The sequence below is a fragment of the Klebsiella sp. MISC125 genome, assembly GCF_051131775.1.
GTDB lineage: Bacteria > Pseudomonadota > Gammaproteobacteria > Enterobacterales > Enterobacteriaceae > Klebsiella.
On record NZ_CP180448.1, the window covers coordinates 4,985,597 to 5,006,465 of the forward strand.

Genomic DNA, 20,869 nt, shown 5'->3' on the forward strand with positions numbered 1-20,869 from the left:
TATTAGTCAAACTCCAGTTCCACCTGCTCCGAGCCGATAAGGCCACGCAGATCGTTGAGTAAACGATCGCTCGGAGAGACGCGCCATGTTGCGCCAAAACGCAACCGCGCGCGCGCATCCGCCCTCTGATAATAGAGGTGTACTGGAATGGTTCCCGAACGATGGGGTTCCAGAGACTGACGGAGTCGGTTTAAAAGCTGGTCATCAATTTGCCTGTCCGTCAGCGAGATAGCAAGCCCGCGAGCATATTTTTCCCGGGCTTCGTCAATGTCCATGACTTCACGAGCGGTCATTTTAAGCCCCCCGCTGAAGTCATCAAAGCTGACCTGTCCGCTGACGATAAGTATGCGGTCTTTTTCCAGCAATTGCTGGTATTTATCCAGGGCATCGGTGAATAACATCACCTCCAGACGCCCGGAACGGTCATCCAGCGTACAGATGCCGATACGATTGCCGCGCTTGGTGACCATGACCCGCGCCGCAATAACGAGCCCCGCCGCCGTGGTCACTTTACCACGATCGGTCGGATGCATGTCTTTGAGTCGTACGCCGCCAACATAGCGTTCGATCTCTCTCAGATACTGGTTAATCGGGTGCCCGGTCAGATACAGCCCCAGGGTCTCCCTTTCGCCCTCCAACACCACCTGTTCCGGCCACGGCTGGCAGTTAGCGTAGGATTGTTCAATTTGTTCCGGCTCTTCTGCCAGAACGCCAAACATATCAGCCTGGCCAATCGCTTCAGCTTTGGCGTGCTGATCGGCAGCCTTCAGCGCATCGCTCAACGAATTCATCAACGCCGCGCGATGCGGGCCGAGGCGGTCAAACGCCCCGGACATAATCAGTTTTTCCAGTACCCGACGGTTTAGCTTTTTGATATCAGTTCGCGCGCAAAGATCAAACAGCTCACGGAAATAACCGCCCTGGTTACGCGCTTCAATGATCGCTTCAATCGGGCCTTCACCAACGCCTTTGATGGCGCCGATACCATAAACGATTTCGCCATCGTCATTGACGTGGAAATGGTACAGGCCAGAGTTAATGTCCGGCGGCAAGATTTTCAATCCCATGCGCCAGCACTCATCAACCAGACCGACCACTTTCTCGGTGTTGTCCATATCCGCAGTCATTACCGCTGCCATAAACTCAGCCGGATAGTGCGCCTTCAGCCACAGCGTCTGATAGGAAACTAACGCATAAGCGGCAGAGTGCGATTTGTTAAATCCGTAACCCGCGAATTTCTCCACCAGGTCAAAGATTTTCATCGCCAGTTCACCGTCCACGCCGCGACTCTTCGCACCCTCTTCAAAGGTGCCGCGCTGCTTGGCCATCTCTTCCGGCTTTTTCTTACCCATCGCACGACGCAGCATATCTGCGCCGCCGAGGGTGTAACCGGACAGTTCCTGGGCAATCTGCATAACCTGTTCCTGGTACAGGATAATACCGTAAGTCGGCTCCAGTACCGGTTTCAGACACTCATGCTGCCACTGCACGTCTGGATAGGAGATTTCTTCACGGCCGTGCTTACGGTCGATAAAGTTATCTACCATGCCCGACTGCAGCGGGCCCGGACGGAACAGGGCCACCAGGGCTATCATATCTTCGAAGCAGTCGGGCTGCAGGCGTTTGATCAAGTCTTTCATGCCGCGGGATTCAAGCTGGAATACCGCTGTGGTTTCCGAGCGCTGCAGCATATCGAAGCTTTTTTTATCGTCGAGCGGGATAGCCGCGATATCTATCGGCTCCAGGCCCTGCTTCGCCCGACGTGGGTTGATCATTTTCAACGCCCAGTCGATGATCGTCAGCGTACGCAAGCCAAGGAAGTCGAACTTCACCAGCCCCGCGTATTCCACGTCGTTTTTATCGAACTGAGTAACCGGGTTTTGCCCCTGATCGTCGCAATATAGCGGAGCGAAATCGGTAATTTTAGTCGGCGCGATAACGACACCACCGGCATGTTTACCCGCGTTACGCGTGACCCCTTCCAGCTTACGCGCCATATCGATCAGTGCTTTGACTTCTTCATCGGCTTCGTAAATTTCCGGAAGCTGTGGTTCAGCCTCAAAAGCTTTTGCCAGGGTCATACCCGGATCGGGCGGCACTAGCTTGGATATGCGGTCAACAAACCCGTATGGATGTCCCAGCACGCGGCCCACGTCGCGGATAACCGCTTTCGCCGCCATCGTACCAAAGGTAATAATCTGCGAGACCGCGTCACGACCGTACATCTCCGCCACATGTTCGATAACCCTGTCACGTTTCTCCATACAGAAGTCAACGTCGAAGTCGGGCATTGAAACACGTTCCGGGTTAAGGAAACGTTCGAACAGCAGGTCAAACTCTAGCGGGTCCAGGTCGGTAATTTTCAGCGCATAGGCCACCAGCGAACCCGCACCGGAGCCTCGCCCAGGACCTACCGGCACGCCGTTATCTTTCGACCACTGGATAAACTCCATAACGATCAAGAAGTAACCTGGGAACCCCATCTGGTTGATAACCTGGAGTTCAATATCCAGACGTTCATCATATGGAGGGCGGGATTCTGCGCGCTTTTCAGGATCCGGGAATAAAAATTCGAGGCGCTCTTCCAGCCCCTCTTTTGATTTGACGACGAGAAAGTCTTCTGTCGACATTTCCCCGGTCGGGAACTGCGGCAGGAAATATTCGCCAAGCCGCACGGTAACGTTGCAACGTTTGGCGATTTCAACGGTATTTTCCAGCGCTTCCGGAATATCAGAGAACAGCTCGCACATCTCCTCCTCGCTGCGCATATATTGCTGCGGCGAGTAGTTGCGCGGGCGCTTAGGATCATCAAGGGTAAAACCGTCGTGGATAGCTACGCGAATTTCATGCGCATCAAAGTCGCCGGTCTCCAGAAAACGGACATCGTTAGTCGCGACAACGGGTAAACCGCACTCTTCCGCCAGTTGCACAGCCGCATGAAGATAGCTCTCTTCATCAGCGCGTCCAGTGCGGATCAGCTCTAAATAGTAACGATCGGGAAAATACTGCTGATAAAAAGAGACGCACTGCTCGACCAACGCCATGTTACCGCGCGTCAGGCTTACGCCAACGTCACCCTTGCGCGCGCCAGATAACAGAATGAGGCCTTCCTGATGTTCGACCAACCAGTCGCGATCGATCCACGGCCCCAATGCGCCGTAACCGCGTTGATAAGCGCGGGAGATTAGCAGCGTCAGGTTTTGATAGCCGACGTTATTCGCTGCCAGCACCGTTAGCTCAGTCAGCTCATCACCCATCAAATCGCTCTGGACGTGAAAATCCGCACCGACAATCGGTTTAATCCCGGCGCCATGTCCCGTTCCATAGAACTTCACCAGCCCACAGAGGTTGGTAAAATCAGTGATCGCCAGCGCTGGCATGCCAAGTCCGGCTGCCTTTTTCACCAGTGGTCCGGTTTTCGCCAGCCCATCAATCATGGAATAGTCGCTGTGCACCCGCAGGTGTACGAAACGTGGTTCAGCCATCTTCAGATTCCGCGTTACTTAATTGCTTGCGTGTCGGTTCAGGACGCCAGGCCCAGCGCGCGTTTCACCGGGCCAAAACTACACCGATGATGCTCGATTACGCCATGTTCCAGCAGTTTTTGCAGGTGGAAAGCGGTGGGATAACCTTTATGTTGGGCAAAACCGTACTGGGGGTATGCCCGATCCAGTTCGGTCATTTCAGCATCGCGCGTCACTTTAGCCAGAATAGACGCAGCGCTAATTTCCGCCACCCGGCTATCGCCTTTGACAACTGCCAGTGAAGGTACAGGCAGCGGCGGACAGCGGTTGCCATCAATCAGGACATACTCTGGAGGAATACTCAAACCGCCAACAGCGCGCTGCATTGCCAGCATGGTCGCGTGCAAAATATTCAATTCATCGATTTCATGCGGCTCAGCACGACCGAGGCTCCAGCACAGCGCTTTTTCTTTGATCTCATCGAATAGCGCCAGGCGGCGTTTTTCGCTTAACTTTTTGGAGTCATTAAGACCTACAATCGGTTTTGCCGGGTCGAGAATGACCGCGGCAGTCACCACCGCGCCAACCAGCGGACCGCGTCCGACTTCATCAACTCCGGCAACCAGATGGGTATGCGGATAAACGAATTCCATCATTTTGCTAGCTCCAGTACTGCATCCGCCGCCTGTTCATCAGCGTTACAGCGGATCTGCTGATGCAGCGCACGGAAGGTTTCATGCATATCGTGGCTGGTTTTACCATCGGCCAGCAGCGGCTTCAGCGCGTCGGCTAACGCCTGCGGCTGGCACTCATCCTGCAACAGTTCTTTGACCAGTTCGCGCCCGGCCAGGAGATTTGGCAACGACACATAGTCAGTTTTAACCAGCCGCTTAGCTAACCAGAAGGTAAATGGCTTCATACGATAACCAACCACCATCGGACACTTCGCCAGCATGCACTCCAGCGCAGCCGTTCCGGAAGCCAGTAGCGCGGCATCGCTTGCTATCATCGCGTCTCGCGCCTGGCCGTCCAGCATATGCACCGCAAGATCCGGTGCCGTTTCCGCTTTGATACGCTCGAACTGCTCCCGCCTTTTCGCATTGACCAGCGGCACAACAACTTCCAGGTCAGGATAATAACCCCTCAGGATCTGCGCCGTTTTCAGGAAATCGGCGCTAAGCATCTCGACTTCAGCGCCGCGGCTTCCCGGCAGTAGCGCCAGGCAGTGCACATCCAGGGCGATCCCCAGACGCTCGCGCGCCGCGCCTTTGTCCGGATCCAGCGGCATCGCGTCCGCCATCGTGTGGCCGATAAACCGACAAGGGACATTAAATCTGTCATAAAACGCTTTTTCGAAAGGCAGAAATGCCAGTACCAGATCGGTCGATCTGCCAATTTTGAAAACGCGTTTTTGCCGCCATGCCCAAACGGAGGGACTGACGTAATGGATAGTTTTGATACCCTGCTTCTTCAGATTACCTTCAAGAGTGATATTGAAATCAGGCGCATCGATTCCAACGAATACATCGGGCTTAAGATCGGTGAATCGGCGGGTAAGATCGGCACGGATATGCAGCAGGCGACGCAGGCGTCCGAGCACTTCGACAATGCCCATTACCGCCAGCTCTTCCATCTCATACCAGGCTTCACAGCCCTCGGCCTGCATCAGCGGCCCAGCAACGCCGACAAAGCGTGCATCAGGTATACGGGCTTTAAGCGCACGGATAAGACCTGCGCCAAGAATATCGCCGGAAGTTTCTCCGGCGACCAGGGCAATAGTCAGGGGACGCGATTCAATCATTAACGAATCAGGCCGCGCGTTGAGCGGGCAAAAAAGTCAGTGAATGCCTGAACTTCAGGGTGCTGAATCGCCAGTTCGGCGATCTCAGGTTTTGCTTCGTCCAGCGTTTTGCCACTGCGATACAGCAGTTTATACGCGTTGCGAATGGCCGTGATCGCTTCACGGCTAAAGCCACGGCGTTTCAGCCCTTCGATATTGACGCCAAACGGCGTTGCGTGGTTGCCCTGAGCAATAACAAACGGCGGAACGTCTTGCGCAACACCGGAACAGCCGCCAACCATGACATGTGCGCCGATGATGCAGAATTGATGTACTGCGGTCATGCCGCCGATGATAACAAAATCATCCAGCGAAACATGGCCAGCAAGCGTCGCGTTATTGGCCAGAATACAGCGGTTGCCAAGCGTACAATCGTGCGCCACGTGTGCGTTGATCATCAGCAGGTTATCGCTGCCCACCTTCGTTAATCCACCGCCCTGTACTGTGCCACGATGAATGGTGACGCTTTCGCGGATGCGGTTGCGATCGCCAATTTCCACGCGGGTTGGTTCACCAGCATATTTCAGATCCTGGTTAACTTCGCCGATGGAAGCGAACTGATAGATCTCATTATCGCGGCCAATTTTGGTATGACCATTAATGACAACATGAGACTTCAGTACGGTGCCTTCGCCAATTTCGACGTTAGCGCCAACAATACAAAACGGACCAATGTGAACGTTAGCACCAATAACGGCGCCTTCTTCTACAATGGAGGAAGGATGAATAAAGGCGGTTTTATCAATCACGTATCAGGCCTCCCGGCTACGGGCACACATCATCGTTGCTTCGCAAACCACTTTTCCATCAACCAGCGCAACGCCTTTGAAACGAGTCAGGCCGCGACGGGTTTTCTCAAAAGTGACTTCCATAATCATTTGATCGCCAGGTACGACCGGACGTTTGAAACGCGCTTCGTCGATCCCGGCAAAATAATACAGCTCGCCCGGCTCCAGTTTTCCCACGCTTTTGAATGCCAGAATGCCGGTGGCCTGCGCCATTGCTTCCAGAATCAGTACGCCCGGTAAAATCGGCTTACCAGGGAAGTGTCCCTGGAAAAACGGCTCATTTACAGAAACATTTTTTACTGCGCGCAGAAAACGACCTTCTTCAAAATCCAGCACGCGATCTACCAGCAGGAACGGGTAACGGTGAGGGAGAAGTTCCAGAATCTCTTCAATGTGCAGAGTATGAGTGTCAGTAGTCAAAATACTCTTCCTGTCTAAATATACTAAAGGGCAATAATAACACGGCCTGCGGCAATCTCATGAATGCAACAGGCCGAAAATTTAATGTGTCGGGTGAAGCACTAATCTTGCTGATTAACCTTGCGCTCAATAGCTTTGAGACGCTTGCTCATATCATCAATATTCAGCACCAACGCAGCCGTTTTTCGCCAAACCTTATTCGGTTGCAGCGGAATACCTGAAGAGTAAACTCCCGGCTCGGTGATTGGACGCATAACCATTCCCATCCCCGTTACGGTAACTTTATCGCAGATTTCCATGTGTCCGTTGATCACGCTGGCGCCGCCAATCATGCAGTAACGGCCAATTTTCAGGCTGCCCGCCATGATCACACCGCCAGCAACGGCAGTATTGTCACCAATTGTCACGTTGTGCGCAATTTGACATTGATTATCGATGATCACACCGTTGCCGATGACAGTATCGTCCAGCGCACCACGATCAATGGTAGTACAAGCGCCAATCTCCACACGATCGCCAATAATAACGCGACCCAATTGTGGGATCTTAACCCAATTACCACGATCGTTGGCGTAACCAAAGCCATCCGCACCAATTACCGTACTGGACTGGATCAGACAATTCTCGCCGATCTCAATATCGTGGTAAACGGTCACATTGGCCCACAAACGCGAGCCAGCACCAATTTTCGTATTTTTCCCAACGAAGCATCCCGCGCCGATAACAACGTTATCGCCGAGCACAACGCCCGATTCAATAACAGCATTCGGGCCAATAGCAACGTCAGTACCCAGCTTAGCCGTGGAGTCAATAACCGCGCTGGGCGCGATATTCTGCGCCGGCTGCGGCGTGGTATCAAGAATTTGAGCCATGCGCGCATATGTCAGGTAGGGATTACGCACTACCAGCGCGGCACTATGGGCAAAGGGCAAATCATCCTGCGTCATCACGACAGCAGACGCCTGGCAAGCGGCCAGGTGTTCACGGTACTTAGGATTTACCATGAAAGTAATATGGCCCGTTTTAGCGGATTGCATGGACGCAACGCCGGTGATGACGATATCGCCATCACCGTGTAGTTCTGCATCCAACTGTTGTGCTAAATCAGCCAGTCGAATTGAAGGCATTACTTATTTAACCTGTTTCAGCACATCAGCGGTGATGTCTTTTACATCGCTGCTGTTGTATGCCACGGCATTAGAGTCAACAACCAGATCGATGCTCTGATCTTTAGCAACGCTCTGTACTGCGCTCTGGATACGAGTCACCAGCTTGCCACGTTCTTCGTTAGAACGACGTGCGCGGTCCTGCTCGAAAGACTGGGCTTTCTGGGAGAAAGTCTGGCGCTGAGCCATCACGTCTTTTTCCAGTTTGGTACGATCAGCACCGGCTTTCATGGACTGCAGACGCTGCATTTTAGACTGCAGGTCGCCTTCCATACGCTGCAGCTCGCTTGCGCGGCCTTTAAACTCGTTTTCCAGCGTGTTAGAAACGCCTGTTTTCTGGGCAACCTGTTGGAACAAGTTGTTCATGTTAACCATTGCAATTTTATCTGCCGCCTGAGCGGAAGTTACCATTGCTAAACCCAGACCTGCAGCTAATAACCACTTTTTCACAATAAACTCCTTACCATCCCATGAGTACCCTGAGGTACCGTTATTTGCGTGGCCAGGCGATAACCTCAGTTATCGCCAATAGTCAGCGCTATACTGCTCTTGCATTCCATTGCAGCCAACACAATTACCAGGTTTTACCGATGTTAAACTGGAACTGTTCAGCTTTGTCTCCATCGTACTTTTTAAACGGCTGGGCGTAGGAGAATACCAACGGCCCTAACGGCGACATCCACTGAACTGCGATACCCGCAGACATACGAATGTTGTTCGGATCGCTGTAGTCAGGAACTCCAGCGGCTCTCGTCGCCGCAGTATTCTGCCAGTTCGTATCCCACACGGTACCCATATCCCAGAAGAAGGAAGTACGGACCGAGTTCGCATATTTATCGCTAATAAACGGCGTTGGGGTGATAAACTCGAGGCTGGCAACCGCCATGGCGTTACCGCCCACCGCATCATCTGATTTACAGTCTTTACCGTCAGAATTGGAGCACTCTTCGTAGTCATCATCATCCCCAGCATAGGCCCCTGATTTATAGACCGCCTTCGGACCGATGGTATTAGACTGGAAGCCGCGCACGGTGCTGGAACCACCCGCATAGAAGTTCTCATAGAACGGCATCTCTTTGCTTCCAATACCGTCACCATAACCCAGTCTGGTACGTCCCAAAACTACCCATTTGTGATCGTCATCAATCGGCACATAGGTTGCCGTATCCAACGTCGCTTTGTAGTATTCGTTGTCAGAGCCCGGAATTGTCACTTTACCATTCAGGTTGACACGTGAACCTTCGGTCGGGAAGAAACCACGATCGAGCTTGTTATACGTCCAACCGTAGTTGAAGGTGAAATCATCAGCAGAGAAGCTGTTGGTATTATCTGCCCCCATTGATGCAAGGTAACGATCCATAGCGACCTGAGGCTGCATATTGGACAGCTTGTTATGCACGTAGCCCAGACCCGCGCGCAGCGAATTGTATTCGTTGACCGGGAAGCCCAGCGTGATGTCTGTACCATAACTTTTGTTGGTATAGTCAGACAGGTCCGCATCGTTAGCATCGAAGTCGTTATAGAAGACACGACCACCGAGGCTGACGCCATCCACGGTAAAGTACGGGTTAGTCACCGACAGTTCAGTATAGGTCTGGTAATCGTTTTTGGTGCCGTTAATACCAACAGAATAGCCGGTACCGAGCCAGTTATCTTGCTGAACGCCAGCCTGGAAGCTAACGCCGCTTTCAGTACCGTAACCAACACCAAAGTTAAAGCTACCGGTATTACGTTCTTTAACCTTGTAAACTACGTCAACCTGATCCGGGCTACCCGGTACGCGCTGCGTATCGGTATCAACCGTTTCAAAATAGCCCAAACGGTTCAGACGATCTTTACCCTGGTCAACCAGGTCGCTACCCAGCCAGGCACCTTCCATCTGACGCATTTCGCGACGCAGAACGGAATCTTTCGAGGTATCGTTACCTTCAAAACGCACTTTACGCACGTAATAACGGTTACCCGCATCCACGTTAACGTGTAGCTTCACAGTCTTGTCGGTATCGTTAATTTCCGGCTGGGACTGAACGCGCGGATAGGCGTAGCCATAGCGACCGAGGAGTTTCTTAATGTCATTCTCCATTTTGGTCACTTTGGTGCCGTTATACAGCTCGCCCGGCTCCACTTTGGTCAGCGCTTCGATTTCTGCCGAATGTCCCGCCAGATCGCCCGTCACCTGCACACCAGAAAGCTTGTACTGATCGCCTTCGGTAATGTTGACGGTGATGTAGATGCCCTTTTTGTCCGGCGTCAGGCTAACCTGCGTGGAATCAATGTTGAAACGGGCATAGCCGCGATCCAGATAGTAACTACGCAGAGTTTCGAGGTCCCCTGCCAGCTTCTGTTTCTGGTATTTGCGATCGCCAACCACGTTCCACCATGGCACTTCATCGCGCAGCTGGAATGTCGAAATCAGTTCATCCGTGCTGAAAGCATGATTGCCGACGATATTGATCTGCTGGATTTTAGCCGATACGCCTTCCTGGAATACCAGTTTCAGGTCGACACGGTTACGCGGCAGCGGCGTCACGACAGCTTTTACGCTGGCGCTGTACTTGCCGACGCTGTAGTAAAAATCTTCCAGCCCTTTTTCAATATCAGCGAGCGTGGTGCGATCGAGAGATTCCCCTACGCGCACGCCGGATGCCTCAAGGTTTTGCTTGAGCATGTCATCTTTCACCGACTTATTGCCGGAGAAAGTGATGCTGGCAATCGTTGGACGCTCTTTCACCTGCACCAGCAGGGTATCACCATCGCGCAGGACGCGGACATCCTCAAAGTTGCCAGTGGCAAACAGAGCACGGATGGTGTTACTGATATCATCATCGGTTACGGTATCGCCAGGACGCACTGGCATACTGAGGAGGGCCGCACCAACAGCGACACGCTGCAAGCCGTCGAAATGAATGTCCTTCACCACGAACCCTTCAGCACCGTATACGGTTGCGCTGCTAAACAGCAGCGACGCTATGAGCAACTTTTTCATCGCCATCGTTATTATGCGTTCTTCCTAACAAACTCTCTTACAACCGAGAGAAATCATTGAAAAGTGCAAGCCCCATTAACAACACCAGCAATATTGAGCCAATGCGATAACTAAAGTCTTGAACTCGCTCGGATACCGGTCCGCCCTTCAGCTTTTCAATCGCCAAAAACAGCAGATGCCCCCCGTCAAGAACGGGAAGCGGGAACAAGTTGATTATTCCAAGGTTCACGCTAATCAGCGCAAGGAACATCAGATAGTAAATCAACCCAAATTCCGCTGACATTCCAGCCCCTTGGGCGATAGAAATCGGCCCGCTGAGGTTGTTCAGTTTGACATCACCGGTTATCAATTTGCCCAGCATCCTGACCGTTAACGACATCAGTTGCCAGGTTTTATCCGTGGCTTCAGCGATGGCGGCAAACGGTCCGTACTGACGCACTGTCTTATATTCATCAGGCAGCGGGATGACCTTAGGTACGACCCCTGCAAACCCCTCAGATTTACCTTTGGCAGACTTCGTATCTGGCGTCAGCGTCACGGACAAGGGATTCCCCTGCCGTTCGATCTCCAGAACTAAGGCCGTGCCCGGATTATCACGCACCAGATTAACAAACGTCATCCACTGCGTTAACGGTTGACCATCGACTTTAACGATCCTGTCGCCCGCTTGCAAACCCGCCTTTTGTGCTGCCGAGTCAGATTGTACTTCCGCCAGGACCGTATCAATCTGTGCACTACGGGGCTGAATGCCCAGTGATGCGACCGGATCTTGTTTATCCGGCTCGAACGCCCAATGCTGCAGATCGAGGATTTTATCCTGACGTTGATTGGTCCCGAAAGGGGCAACGGTAAGTATTGTTTGCCGATCGCCTATCTTCGCCACCAGCGCCATACGCACAGCATCCCAATCAGGCGTTTCGATGCCATCTATCGCTTTAAGTTCCGTTCCTTTTGCAATTTGTGCTTGCGCGGCTATCGAGTTGGGCGTTATATCGCCAACAACCGGACGAACGCCAGGGACACCAATAATGAAGACCAACCAGTAGGCAAAAATGGCAAAAAGGAAGTTGGCGATAGGCCCAGCGGCAATAACAGCAGCACGCTGACCAACGGTTTTGTTGTTGAAAGCGTAGTGGCGCATCTCTGGCGCCACCGGCTCGACGCGTTCGTCGAGCATTTTGACATAGCCACCTAACGGGATAAGGGCAATAACAAATTCCGTGCCCTGTTTATCAAAGCGCCGCCAGAGTGCCTTACCAAAACCGATGGAGAAACGCTCAACGCGAATGCCACAGCGACGAGCTACCCAGAAATGGCCAAACTCATGGACGGTGATCAACACGCCCAGCGCAATAATAAAAGCAGCCAAATTCCAGAGAACGCTCAGCATAAAATTTTCCGTCAAATCGTCCTGAAAACTAACAAAAGCAGACACGCAAACACAGGGACCGCAGCCGTCAGGCTATCGATACGATCCAGAATACCACCATGTCCAGGAATCAGATTTCCACTATCTTTAATACCCGCTTCACGTTTGAACATGCTCTCGGTCAGGTCGCCAAGCACTGAAGCCAACGCGGCAACGACAGAACAAACCAGCAGGACCGTCGGCGTCACATCCAGATGCGCCCACCAGCCGTAAGCCCAGGAAATCACCGCGGCCGTCAGCAGACCGCCGAAAAAACCCTGCCAGGTTTTACCCGGGGAAACCTTCGGCGCCAGCTTATGTTTACCGAACATTTTACCGAACATATAAGCGCCGGAATCAGCTCCCCAGACCAGGATCATCACATACAGCAACCACAGCGCACCGCTGTAATGGTCATCGGCGTAATGCCAGGCCCGCAGGGCCAGCATGCCCCAGAAGAATGGCACGATAGTCAGGACGCCAAAAATCAGGCGCAATGTTTTTGAATTCCGCCAAAATGTTGCAGAAGCCGGGTAGGTCAGCACCAGAAGTAGCGCGACAATCCACCAACCAAATGATGCCCAAAGCGATCCTTCAACCAGCGGTTGATGGACGTCATAATGGTATTCCGGCATCAGGAAAAGCATCAGCGCCAGCAGCAGGCCGCATAGCACCGACAGCCAGACTCTCTGCGTAGTTGAAGTGAACCCGCTAAATTGCCCCCATTCCCACGCGGCGAGCATACACACGACCAGCGTGACGATGGCAAAACCCGCGGGCGGCAATAGAAAAAGCGCCGCTATAACGACGGGGATTAAGACGAAAGCAGAAATCAGGCGATACTTCAGCAAAAGTGACCCCCATCAGGCATTGTTGCCACCCGGCTCAGTGCCGCCGAAACGACGCTCTCGATTAACAAAGGCATGGAGTGCACCTTCAAAGTCCTGTTCAGCGAAATCGGGCCAAAGAACATCTGTAAAGTAAAGTTCGGCATAGGCAATTTGCCAAATCAGAAAGTTACTAATGCGATGCTCTCCCCCGGTCCTAATAACTAAATCTACGGGTGCAAGCTCATTCATACAAACCTGCTGGCTCAGCATCTCTTCCGTGATTTGATCGGGTTGCAGCACCCCGTCCTGTACCTGTTGGGCCAAATGGCGAACGCCCTGGACGATATCCCAGCGGCCGCCATAGTTCGCAGCAATGTTCAGGGTCAAACCTGTATTGTTCTCAGTCAACGCCTCCGCTTTACGGATACGCTCCTGCAAACGTGCATTAAAACGTGTTGTCTCGCCGATAATACGCAGACGAACGTTGTGCCTGTGCAGGCTTTTCACTTCGCTATCCAGCGCCCAGACAAACAACTCCATCAGCGCACTGACTTCCTGCGCCGGACGATTCCAGTTTTCACTACTGAATGCGTATAACGTCAACGCTTCAATACTATTGTTCGCCGCGAAAGAGACGGCTCGACGAACAGATTTCGCCCCGGCTTTATGGCCAAAGGCGCGAATTTTTCCTTGCCGTTTCGCCCAACGACCGTTGCCGTCCATAATAATGGCAACATGACGACAGCCATGTGCGGACGACATTTCGCTGACAGTTTGATTAGCAGACAACATAACGCGTTTTAAGTCCATAATAAGGATTAGCTAAGCTACCAAACACGGGTCACCGGTCAGCGCTGGATACGCATTTTTATCCGGTACCGGAGCTACGGCCAATCGCAGAGAACAACCAAAAGCTTTACGCAAAAAAGCCGTGTCTTGCCACGGCCACCGTAATCTTTCACAACAAAATGCAACGATCGGATGGCGCAGACTATATCACTGAAGCCCAGCGCCCACAAATATCACAACGAGTATCAGAATTTGCTTCGAGACGCCAATATCTGGCTTGCGCAAGCCCGAGCCATAGCGTCAATCGCCAGTACTTCATCAATACTTTGCGGTTCATTCAACGCTTGTTGATCCAGCACTGACTGGTTAACCGCCGCGATATCGGTAAAACGAATATCGCCATTCAGGAATGCGGCTACGGAGACTTCGTTCGCCGCATTAAGCGCCGTTGTTGCCGCCTGACCAACATCAAAGGCATCCATCGCCAGCTTCAGGCACGGATAACGCCCGTAATCCGGCGTCGAGAAATTCAGGTTACTTAATTGACAGAAATCCAGCGGTTTTGCCCCTGAGTTCAGACGCTTAGGCCAACCCATTGTGTGGGCAATCGGCGTACGCATATCCGGCTCACCGAGCTGTGCCAGGACGCTACCGTCCTGATAACGCACCATCGAATGAATCACTGATTGCGGATGGATAAGCACTTCCATTTGCTGCGCCGAAGCATTAAACAACCAACGGGCTTCGATATACTCCAGCCCTTTATTCATCATGGTGGCAGAATCGACAGAGATTTTACGCCCCATTGACCAGTTTGGATGACGACAGGCCTGATCCGGTGTCATTGCCGCCAGTTCGCCAATTGCCGTATCCCGGAAGGGTCCGCCTGAGCCGGTCAACAAAATCGACAGCACACCATTCTGCGTTAAATCAGCGTATCCCAAATTATGTTGAATTGTTTCCGGCATACTCTGAAAAATCGCATTATGCTCGCTATCAACAGGCAATAGACGCGCGCCATGTTGCTGAACAGCATCCATAAACAGACGCCCGCAGGTTACCAGCGACTCTTTGTTCGCCAGCAGGACCGTTTTTCCTGCGCGTATTGCCGAGAGAGTCGGTACCAGACCTGCGGCACCAACAATTGCCGCCATAACCTGATCGACATCGTCCAGCGCAGCAACGTCTGCCGCAGCCTGCTGACCGCTCATCACTTCAGTACGACTGCTGTGCCCACGCAACCTGACCCGCAGCGACTCAGCGCTTTGCGCATCGTCCATTACCGCGTAGCGAGGGGCGAACTCCAGACATTGTTCAACCATACGGTCGACATTTTTCCCCGCGACCAGCGCGGCGATGGAAAAGCTACCGGGGTTATGGCGCACCACATCCAGCGTGCTGCAGCCAATAGAACCCGTCGAACCGAGAATGGTTAATTGCTTCATGAGACGTCCAGAAGAATTATGACAAAATAAAAAGCAAAACGCCGCCAGCAAGCCCCTATGCATCAATCATCGGGTTACAGAACGGAAGCATTGAACCTTTGACATGGCGCCAAAGGCTACAAGGCCAGCCGTCTAAACGCAATCCCGAAAATTGAGCGTACGGTCTCCTGTACGGCGTTTCAGACTTTACGTAGATCCATACTTCGAATCTACGTGTCGGCAGAGGATCAGAACTGCATCAGTTCCGCTTCTTTATCCGCCAGCGCCGCATCAACTTTCTTGATAGCAGCATCGGTCATTTTCTGCACATCATCCTGAGAGCGGCGATCGTCATCTTCACTGATCTCTTTCTCTTTCAGCAATGCTTTCACTTTATCGTTGGCATCGCGGCGGACGTTACGTACGGCAACGCGCGCCTGCTCGGCTTCGCCGCGCACAATTTTGGTTAAATCTTTACGACGCTCTTCAGTCAGCGGCGGCAGCGGAACGCGGATATCGGTGCCCGCAGAGCTTGGGTTCAGACCGAGGTCAGATGCCATAATCGCTTTTTCAACGGCCGGGCTCAGCGAGCGATCGAACACGTTGATTTTCAGAGTACGGGAATCTTCTACCGTTACGCTTGCTAGCTGACGCAGCGGAGTCGGCGTGCCGTAGTATTCCACGACAATGCCATCCAGCAGGCTGGGAGAAGCACGACCCGTGCGTATTTTGCTGATTTGGGTTTTGAACGCTTCGACGCATTTTTCCATGCGTACTTCAGCATCTTTTCTGATATCGCTAATCACGTTACGAATCCTTGAAAACTTGTCTCAGACAGACCAGACGGTCGCCCACACAAAAGTGAGCTAAGTATAGTCATGTTTATGCTCAACGTCTTTCATACTACGGGTCAGCCGCAGTATTCCATCCACAAGCATGTTGAAAACCATCGGGCCATAAACCCGTAAAAGTAAGGCCGAATATTACCCGCATTTGACGCTGACGGGAATTATTCCGTAATTAATGTGCCTTCTTTTTCGCCCATCACCACACGGCGCAGCGCGCCTGGCTTGTTCATGTTGAACACGCGAATCGGCAATTTATGGTCACGGGCCAGGGTGAAGGCTGCAAGATCCATCACTTTCAGCTCTTTATCCAGTACTTCGCTGTAGGTCAGCTGATCGTACATGGTGGCAGAAGGATCTTTGGCCGGGTCAGCGGTAAATACGCCATCAACTTTCGTCGCTTTCAACACAACATCAGCTTCGATTTCGATACCGCGCAGGCAAGCTGCGGAATCAGTGGTAAAGAAAGGGTTGCCCGTACCGGCGGCCAGAATCACCACGCGGTTGTTACGCAGCAGGCTGATGGCTTCCGCCCAACTGTAGTTATCACACACGCCGTTCAGCGGAATAGCTGACATCAGGCGGGCGTTCACATAGGCGCGATGGAGAGAATCACGCATTGCAAGGCCGTTCATGACCGTTGCCAGCATGCCCATGTGGTCGCCCACAACGCGGTTCATACCTGCTTTCGCCAGACCAGCTCCACGGAACAAGTTACCGCCACCAATCACTACGCCAACCTGAATACCCAGTTCAACCAGTTCTTTGATTTCCTGAGCCATACGGTCAAGTATGCTTGCATCAATACCGAAGCCTTCTGAACCTTGCAGAGCTTCGCCACTTAATTTAAGCAGAATACGTTTGTAGACGGGTTTTGCATTGGTAGCCATGTTTCTTTCCTGAGACTGTCAACGAATGAGATGAATTATTTCCGGCGACATTGTACGTCGCTTTCCAGCGTAGCCACCAGAGCGGTTGGCTGAATTTACAAGTTAGGCACAAAAAGAAGCCGCCCTCAGGCGGCTCCTTTTTTGAAAATTAAGACTGCTTGGACATCGCAGCAACTTCTGCTGCAAAGTCAGTCTCAACTTTCTCGATGCCTTCACCCACTTCAAAGCGGATGAAGCCAGTCACGTCAGCATTGTGCTCTTTCAGCAACTGAGCAACAGATTTGCTCGGATCCATAACGAAAGGCTGACCAGTCAGAGAAACTTCGCCGGTGAATTTCTTCATGCGGCCTTCAACCATTTTCTCTGCGATTTCTTTCGGCTTGCCAGACTGCATGGCGATGTCCAACTGAACCTGGTACTCTTTTTCTACTACGTCAGCAGAAACATCTTCCGGCTTAACGAATTCAGGCTTGCTTGCAGCGATATGCATAGCCAGCTGTTTAACCAGTTCAGCGTCAGCGCCTTTAGCCGCAACCAGAACACCGATACGCGCACCGTGCTGGTAAGAACCCAGAACTTCGCCTTCCAGGGAAGAAACGCGACGAATGTTGATGTTCTCACCAATTTTAGCAACCAGCGCAACGCGTTCTTCTTCGAACTGTGCTTTCAGTACTTCGACATCAGTGATTTTGCCTGCAACAGCAGCGTCCAGTACTTTGTTAGCGAATGCCTGGAAACCACCATCTTTAGCTACGAAGTCAGTCTGGCAGTTAACTTCCAGAATGATGCCGTAGGTGCCGTCAATTTTAGTGATGATCACGCCATCAGCAGCAACGTTGCCTGCTTTTTTCGCTGCTTTAATAGCACCGGATTTACGCATGTTTTCGATTGCCAGCTCGATGTCGCCGTTAGCTTCGGTCAGCGCTTTTTTGCAATCCATCATGCCTGCGCCAGTACGCTCGCGCAGCTCTTTTACCAGGGATGCGGTAATTTCAGCCATTCTTTAATCCTCGGGAGATTTGACTCGCCCGGTTCCAGGAACCAAACGAATTTAAAAGTGAAAAAGGGGCCGCTAAGAGGCCCCTATTTATACACGGTACTAAATAAGGGGATAACCTTATTATTCAGCTTCTACGAAGCTTTCTTCCGCTTGAGAAGCCAGATCCTGCGAACGACCTTCACGCACGGTAGTCGCTACAGCACCCAGGTACAGGGTAACTGCGCGGATTGCGTCGTCGTTACCCGGGATAACGAAGTCAACACCGTCCGGATCGGAGTTAGTATCAACGATAGCAAATACCGGAATACCCAGGTTGTTTGCTTCTTTGATAGCGATGTGTTCGTGGTCAGCGTCGATAACGAACAGTGCGTCCGGCAGGCCGCCCATGTCTTTGATACCGCCCAGGCTGTTTTCCAGCTTGCCCAGCTCACGAGTACGCATCAGCGCTTCTTTCTTGGTCAGCTTGTCGAAAGTACCGTCCTGAGACTGAATTTCCAGATCTTTCAGACGTTTGATAGACTGACGAACGGTTTTCCAGTTAGTCAGCATACCGCCCAGCCAGCGATGGTTCACGAAGAACTGGTCGCAGCTGTTAGCAGCTTCTTTCACCGCTTCGCTTGCAGCGCGTTTAGTACCAACGAAAAGGATTTTGCCTTTACGAGAAGAGATCTTGTTCAGTTCAGCCAGAGCTTCGTTGAACATCGGTACAGTTTTCTCAAGGTTGATGATGTGAACTTTGTTACGTGCGCCGAAGATGAAAGGCTTCATTTTCGGGTTCCAGTAACGGGTCTGGTGACCAAAGTGAACACCAGCCTTGAGCATGTCGCGCATGGAAACAGTTGCCATGTTTAAAACCTCTATATTAGAAAGTTGGGGTTAAGCCTCCACGTATCCCATATTACCGACCCCAAGGGGCACCCCGGAATATGTGCCGATACGTGTGTGTTGTTACACAAAGTGAGATTTATCGCTTCAGTCCATCTTGTGTATCTGAGAATGGAACGGAAGTCCGGCGCGCTTTATACCACAAAACGGGGCTGGAAACCAACAGTTGTTCAACCAAAGGACGCTTCAGGTGGTCCGATTTAGGCTCAAAAGAAGCATAGCAGAGCTTTATCAGGATCAATTCACCAACAGGAGAGTTCATCTACAATCGCGGCACATGGAGTAAAAATATTCATAAAGGATTTAGTTAATGAATAAAAATATATTTATCAATACATTAATATTATTAACAGGGAGCTGTATCTCTTCCACTTATGCTACAGCGCAGACTTACCTCACAGACGAAACTCACGTTGATTTCAGTGTTAACACCCAACACATCAGCGCAGAAACACAACAGCGTATCACTTCGGCCTTTGAGAAAAGTAAAGAACAGGTTTGGTTTAACCTGACGCCAGAGGCGCTGGCGGCTAATCGTTGGAATACAACTTCACGCTATGAGATCAAAAACCAACAACTAGAAATCGAGGGGATAACCTACTCCCTCAAAACGGAAAACAACGGTAAGACGTTACGCCTGATTAGCGCACCAAAGCTCGCCTGCGGCTTTTTTGACTGTGTTATTACGTTGAAGCTCCAGCGGGCCGATGACAACACCCCGGCACTGCAGAAAATCAAAACACGCTTCGCTGAGCGGCAACAAAAATGGCAGGCTCGCCTCGCTCAGGAACGCGAACAGTTGGCCGCCCTCCCTCAGAAAGATGATTTTCCCGGCGTCATTTTTTCCATCACCCCAAATCTGGCGATAAAACTCCCTTTGCCAATCTATAGCTCCCTTGATTTATGGGATACCGGCGTCTATTTCCGCCGTATGGGAAATAAAGGGCTTTATATCAATATAAAAGATGAAGGTACCCGGGTTTACAGTTTTAAAGAGCGCGGAAAAAACACACCACATCATGGGTCGGCAGAAATCATTGACGGCGAGATTTTTGTGGTTAAAACGGCAAAAGACCCAGCCTATCTGGACAGATGGCTTGCCAGCCAGAAAGGCATTATTTCCCGCACCGACAACGGCGCTATCTACTACAACGAAGACAACAATCCGGAAGCCGTTTATTTTCAGTATGACGATGCCACCGGGACCTGGCTTGTCGCCCGAGCCAGTGCCGTAGACGGCGAGCTTACAACCGTCGCGCGAGCCTGGGCTATTCTGCGCACAATGGATCCACAATATCGCGGTAAGGATGTACTGTCGCTAGCCGACCTGTCTCTGCCGGAAAAAGAGCTAGAATCACGTTATCAGACCAGCATGAACCAGCTATTCGATATTGCTGAAACCCAGCGCAGTCTCGAAAAGACATTAATGCCGCTATTGGAAAAACCACAGCGTTTTATTAAGCCTCTTTCACCGCGAATGTCAGTAAAATACAACAGTAACTTTTCCAATTATGTTAATGTCGATATCAACGTTCATCATGCCAGCCTTGACGAGGTGATGGCGAAAAACCAACAGAAACACCCCAACGGTAAGCGCCTGGAAAACGTCTTTATTTTTGCGATGAACGGAGATAATGCTGATTATTCCTGGTACTACCAACTGGCCGATAATCTGACGCTGGAGTTTCCAGGCTGGGATGCAACATCGCTGGAGAGCCAGCTATTTCTGGCTCAGGTATTTAAGCATCTCGATTTCAGTAAGCTGCCAAAAATACCCGTCAGCGAACAGAAAAACCTCTTTAAATATAAACCTTTCCCTGAAGCTATTGCCGATATCGGGTTTGAGGTTGGCGATGGTTTTATCGATAATGACGGTAATTTGCTCATTCCTATGCCTAAAAATGGCGTTTATTCGTTCAAATGGCAACCACCCTATATTGTTGCCACCTTTTCTAAATCTGAAGGGGAAGGTGTATACAGCAGAACCGACCAACATTTTAGCTTTGACCGCCACGGTAAGGCCGTTAAAAAACCCTAATCAACCTGATGAACAATGCAGACGGCGGCGTTACCAGAATGTTCAACATCTGGCACTGACGTCGCTGCGCTGTTAACATTGATGTGACTTACCTAT

The 20,869-nt window shown here is 51.5% G+C and carries 17 protein-coding genes; 1 reads left to right on the plus strand and 16 read right to left on the minus strand.

Annotated features, from left to right (window positions below; genetic code table 11):
* Positions 1–2: 2 nt before the first annotated feature.
* From dnaE to rpsB, 16 genes are all read right to left on the minus strand, one after another.
* The gene (dnaE, locus tag ACMYSL_RS23435; protein ID WP_182236460.1) at positions 3–3,485 is read right to left on the minus strand and encodes a DNA polymerase III subunit alpha; all 3,483 of its coding nucleotides are present in this window, start codon (positions 3,483–3,485) and stop codon (positions 3–5) included.
* Positions 3,486–3,523: 38 nt separating this feature from the next.
* Positions 3,524–4,120 carry a ribonuclease HII gene (gene rnhB / locus ACMYSL_RS23440; protein ID WP_434660061.1) on the minus strand — a complete coding sequence of 199 codons (597 nt, stop codon included), beginning with the start codon at positions 4,118–4,120 and terminating at the stop codon, positions 3,524–3,526.
* The gene (gene lpxB, locus ACMYSL_RS23445; protein ID WP_434660062.1) at positions 4,117–5,265 is read right to left on the minus strand and encodes a lipid-A-disaccharide synthase; all 1,149 of its coding nucleotides are present in this window, start codon (positions 5,263–5,265) and stop codon (positions 4,117–4,119) included. Before lpxB ends, rnhB begins: the two co-directional genes overlap by 4 nt.
* Positions 5,265–6,053, minus strand: coding sequence for an acyl-ACP--UDP-N-acetylglucosamine O-acyltransferase (gene lpxA, locus ACMYSL_RS23450; protein ID WP_434660063.1), 789 nt, complete (start codon positions 6,051–6,053; stop codon positions 5,265–5,267). Before lpxA ends, lpxB begins: the two co-directional genes overlap by 1 nt.
* Positions 6,054–6,056: 3 nt before the next feature.
* On the minus strand, positions 6,057–6,512 hold the full coding sequence (gene fabZ / locus ACMYSL_RS23455) for a 3-hydroxyacyl-ACP dehydratase FabZ (RefSeq protein WP_004145858.1): 456 nt from the start codon (positions 6,510–6,512) through the stop codon (positions 6,057–6,059).
* Between the two features lie 101 nt (positions 6,513–6,613).
* Complete coding sequence (gene lpxD / locus ACMYSL_RS23460) at positions 6,614–7,639, minus strand: UDP-3-O-(3-hydroxymyristoyl)glucosamine N-acyltransferase (protein WP_434660064.1); 1,026 nt, start codon at positions 7,637–7,639, stop codon at positions 6,614–6,616.
* A 3-nt stretch (positions 7,640–7,642) separates the two neighbouring features.
* Entirely contained in the window at positions 7,643–8,128 is a 486-nt protein-coding gene (gene skp / locus ACMYSL_RS23465; RefSeq protein ID WP_110272461.1) for a molecular chaperone Skp, read from the minus strand.
* 124 nt (positions 8,129–8,252) lie between these two features.
* On the minus strand, positions 8,253–10,670 hold the full coding sequence (bamA, locus tag ACMYSL_RS23470; RefSeq protein WP_182236454.1) for an outer membrane protein assembly factor BamA: 2,418 nt from the start codon (positions 10,668–10,670) through the stop codon (positions 8,253–8,255).
* Between the two features lie 31 nt (positions 10,671–10,701).
* Positions 10,702–12,054: a sigma E protease regulator RseP gene (rseP, locus tag ACMYSL_RS23475; protein WP_181483502.1), complete on the minus strand. Its 1,353-nt coding sequence runs from the start codon at positions 12,052–12,054 to the stop codon at positions 10,702–10,704.
* Between the two features lie 11 nt (positions 12,055–12,065).
* Positions 12,066–12,923, minus strand: a complete 858-nt coding sequence (gene cdsA / locus ACMYSL_RS23480; RefSeq protein WP_434660065.1) for a phosphatidate cytidylyltransferase — start codon at positions 12,921–12,923, stop codon at positions 12,066–12,068.
* Positions 12,924–12,935: 12 nt separating this feature from the next.
* The gene (ispU, locus tag ACMYSL_RS23485; RefSeq protein ID WP_181483504.1) at positions 12,936–13,694 is read right to left on the minus strand and encodes a (2E,6E)-farnesyl-diphosphate-specific ditrans,polycis-undecaprenyl-diphosphate synthase; all 759 of its coding nucleotides are present in this window, start codon (positions 13,692–13,694) and stop codon (positions 12,936–12,938) included.
* Between the two features lie 242 nt (positions 13,695–13,936).
* Positions 13,937–15,136 carry a 1-deoxy-D-xylulose-5-phosphate reductoisomerase gene (ispC, locus tag ACMYSL_RS23490; RefSeq protein WP_434660066.1) on the minus strand — a complete coding sequence of 400 codons (1,200 nt, stop codon included), beginning with the start codon at positions 15,134–15,136 and terminating at the stop codon, positions 13,937–13,939.
* A gap of 227 nt (positions 15,137–15,363) precedes the next feature.
* Complete coding sequence (gene frr, locus ACMYSL_RS23495; protein WP_110272467.1) at positions 15,364–15,921, minus strand: ribosome recycling factor; 558 nt, start codon at positions 15,919–15,921, stop codon at positions 15,364–15,366.
* A 203-nt stretch (positions 15,922–16,124) separates the two neighbouring features.
* A complete protein-coding gene (pyrH, locus tag ACMYSL_RS23500) occupies positions 16,125–16,850 on the minus strand; it encodes a UMP kinase (RefSeq protein ID WP_110272468.1) in 726 nt (241 codons plus the stop codon).
* A 148-nt stretch (positions 16,851–16,998) separates the two neighbouring features.
* Positions 16,999–17,850: a translation elongation factor Ts gene (gene tsf / locus ACMYSL_RS23505; protein ID WP_110272469.1), complete on the minus strand. Its 852-nt coding sequence runs from the start codon at positions 17,848–17,850 to the stop codon at positions 16,999–17,001.
* 120 nt (positions 17,851–17,970) lie between these two features.
* Positions 17,971–18,696, minus strand: coding sequence for a 30S ribosomal protein S2 (gene rpsB, locus ACMYSL_RS23510; protein WP_110272470.1), 726 nt, complete (start codon positions 18,694–18,696; stop codon positions 17,971–17,973).
* Positions 18,697–19,045: 349 nt separating this feature from the next.
* Between rpsB and ACMYSL_RS23515 the strand changes: the two genes are divergently transcribed.
* The gene (locus ACMYSL_RS23515; protein ID WP_434660067.1) at positions 19,046–20,773 is read left to right on the plus strand and encodes a hypothetical protein; all 1,728 of its coding nucleotides are present in this window, start codon (positions 19,046–19,048) and stop codon (positions 20,771–20,773) included.
* Positions 20,774–20,869 lie beyond the last annotated feature (96 nt).

Bases quoted from the DNA above. Each gene is read 5' to 3' on its own strand.
- dnaE (WP_182236460.1), bottom strand. From the start codon at position 3,485: ATGGCTGAACCACGTTTCGTACACCTGCGGGTGCACAGCGACTATTCC.
- ispC (WP_434660066.1), bottom strand. From the start codon at position 15,136: ATGAAGCAATTAACCATTCTCGGTTCGACGGGTTCTATTGGCTGCAGC.
- rpsB (WP_110272470.1), bottom strand. From the start codon at position 18,696: ATGGCAACTGTTTCCATGCGCGACATGCTCAAGGCTGGTGTTCACTTT.
- bamA (WP_182236454.1), bottom strand. From the start codon at position 10,670: ATGGCGATGAAAAAGTTGCTCATAGCGTCGCTGCTGTTTAGCAGCGCA.
- tsf (WP_110272469.1), bottom strand. From the start codon at position 17,850: ATGGCTGAAATTACCGCATCCCTGGTAAAAGAGCTGCGCGAGCGTACT.
- rseP (WP_181483502.1), bottom strand. From the start codon at position 12,054: ATGCTGAGCGTTCTCTGGAATTTGGCTGCTTTTATTATTGCGCTGGGC.
- rnhB (WP_434660061.1), bottom strand. From the start codon at position 4,120: ATGATGGAATTCGTTTATCCGCATACCCATCTGGTTGCCGGAGTTGAT.
- ACMYSL_RS23515 (WP_434660067.1), top strand. From the start codon at position 19,046: ATGAATAAAAATATATTTATCAATACATTAATATTATTAACAGGGAGC.
- lpxD (WP_434660064.1), bottom strand. From the start codon at position 7,639: ATGCCTTCAATTCGACTGGCTGATTTAGCACAACAGTTGGATGCAGAA.
- pyrH (WP_110272468.1), bottom strand. From the start codon at position 16,850: ATGGCTACCAATGCAAAACCCGTCTACAAACGTATTCTGCTTAAATTA.
- lpxB (WP_434660062.1), bottom strand. From the start codon at position 5,265: ATGATTGAATCGCGTCCCCTGACTATTGCCCTGGTCGCCGGAGAAACT.
- ispU (WP_181483504.1), bottom strand. From the start codon at position 13,694: ATGTTGTCTGCTAATCAAACTGTCAGCGAAATGTCGTCCGCACATGGC.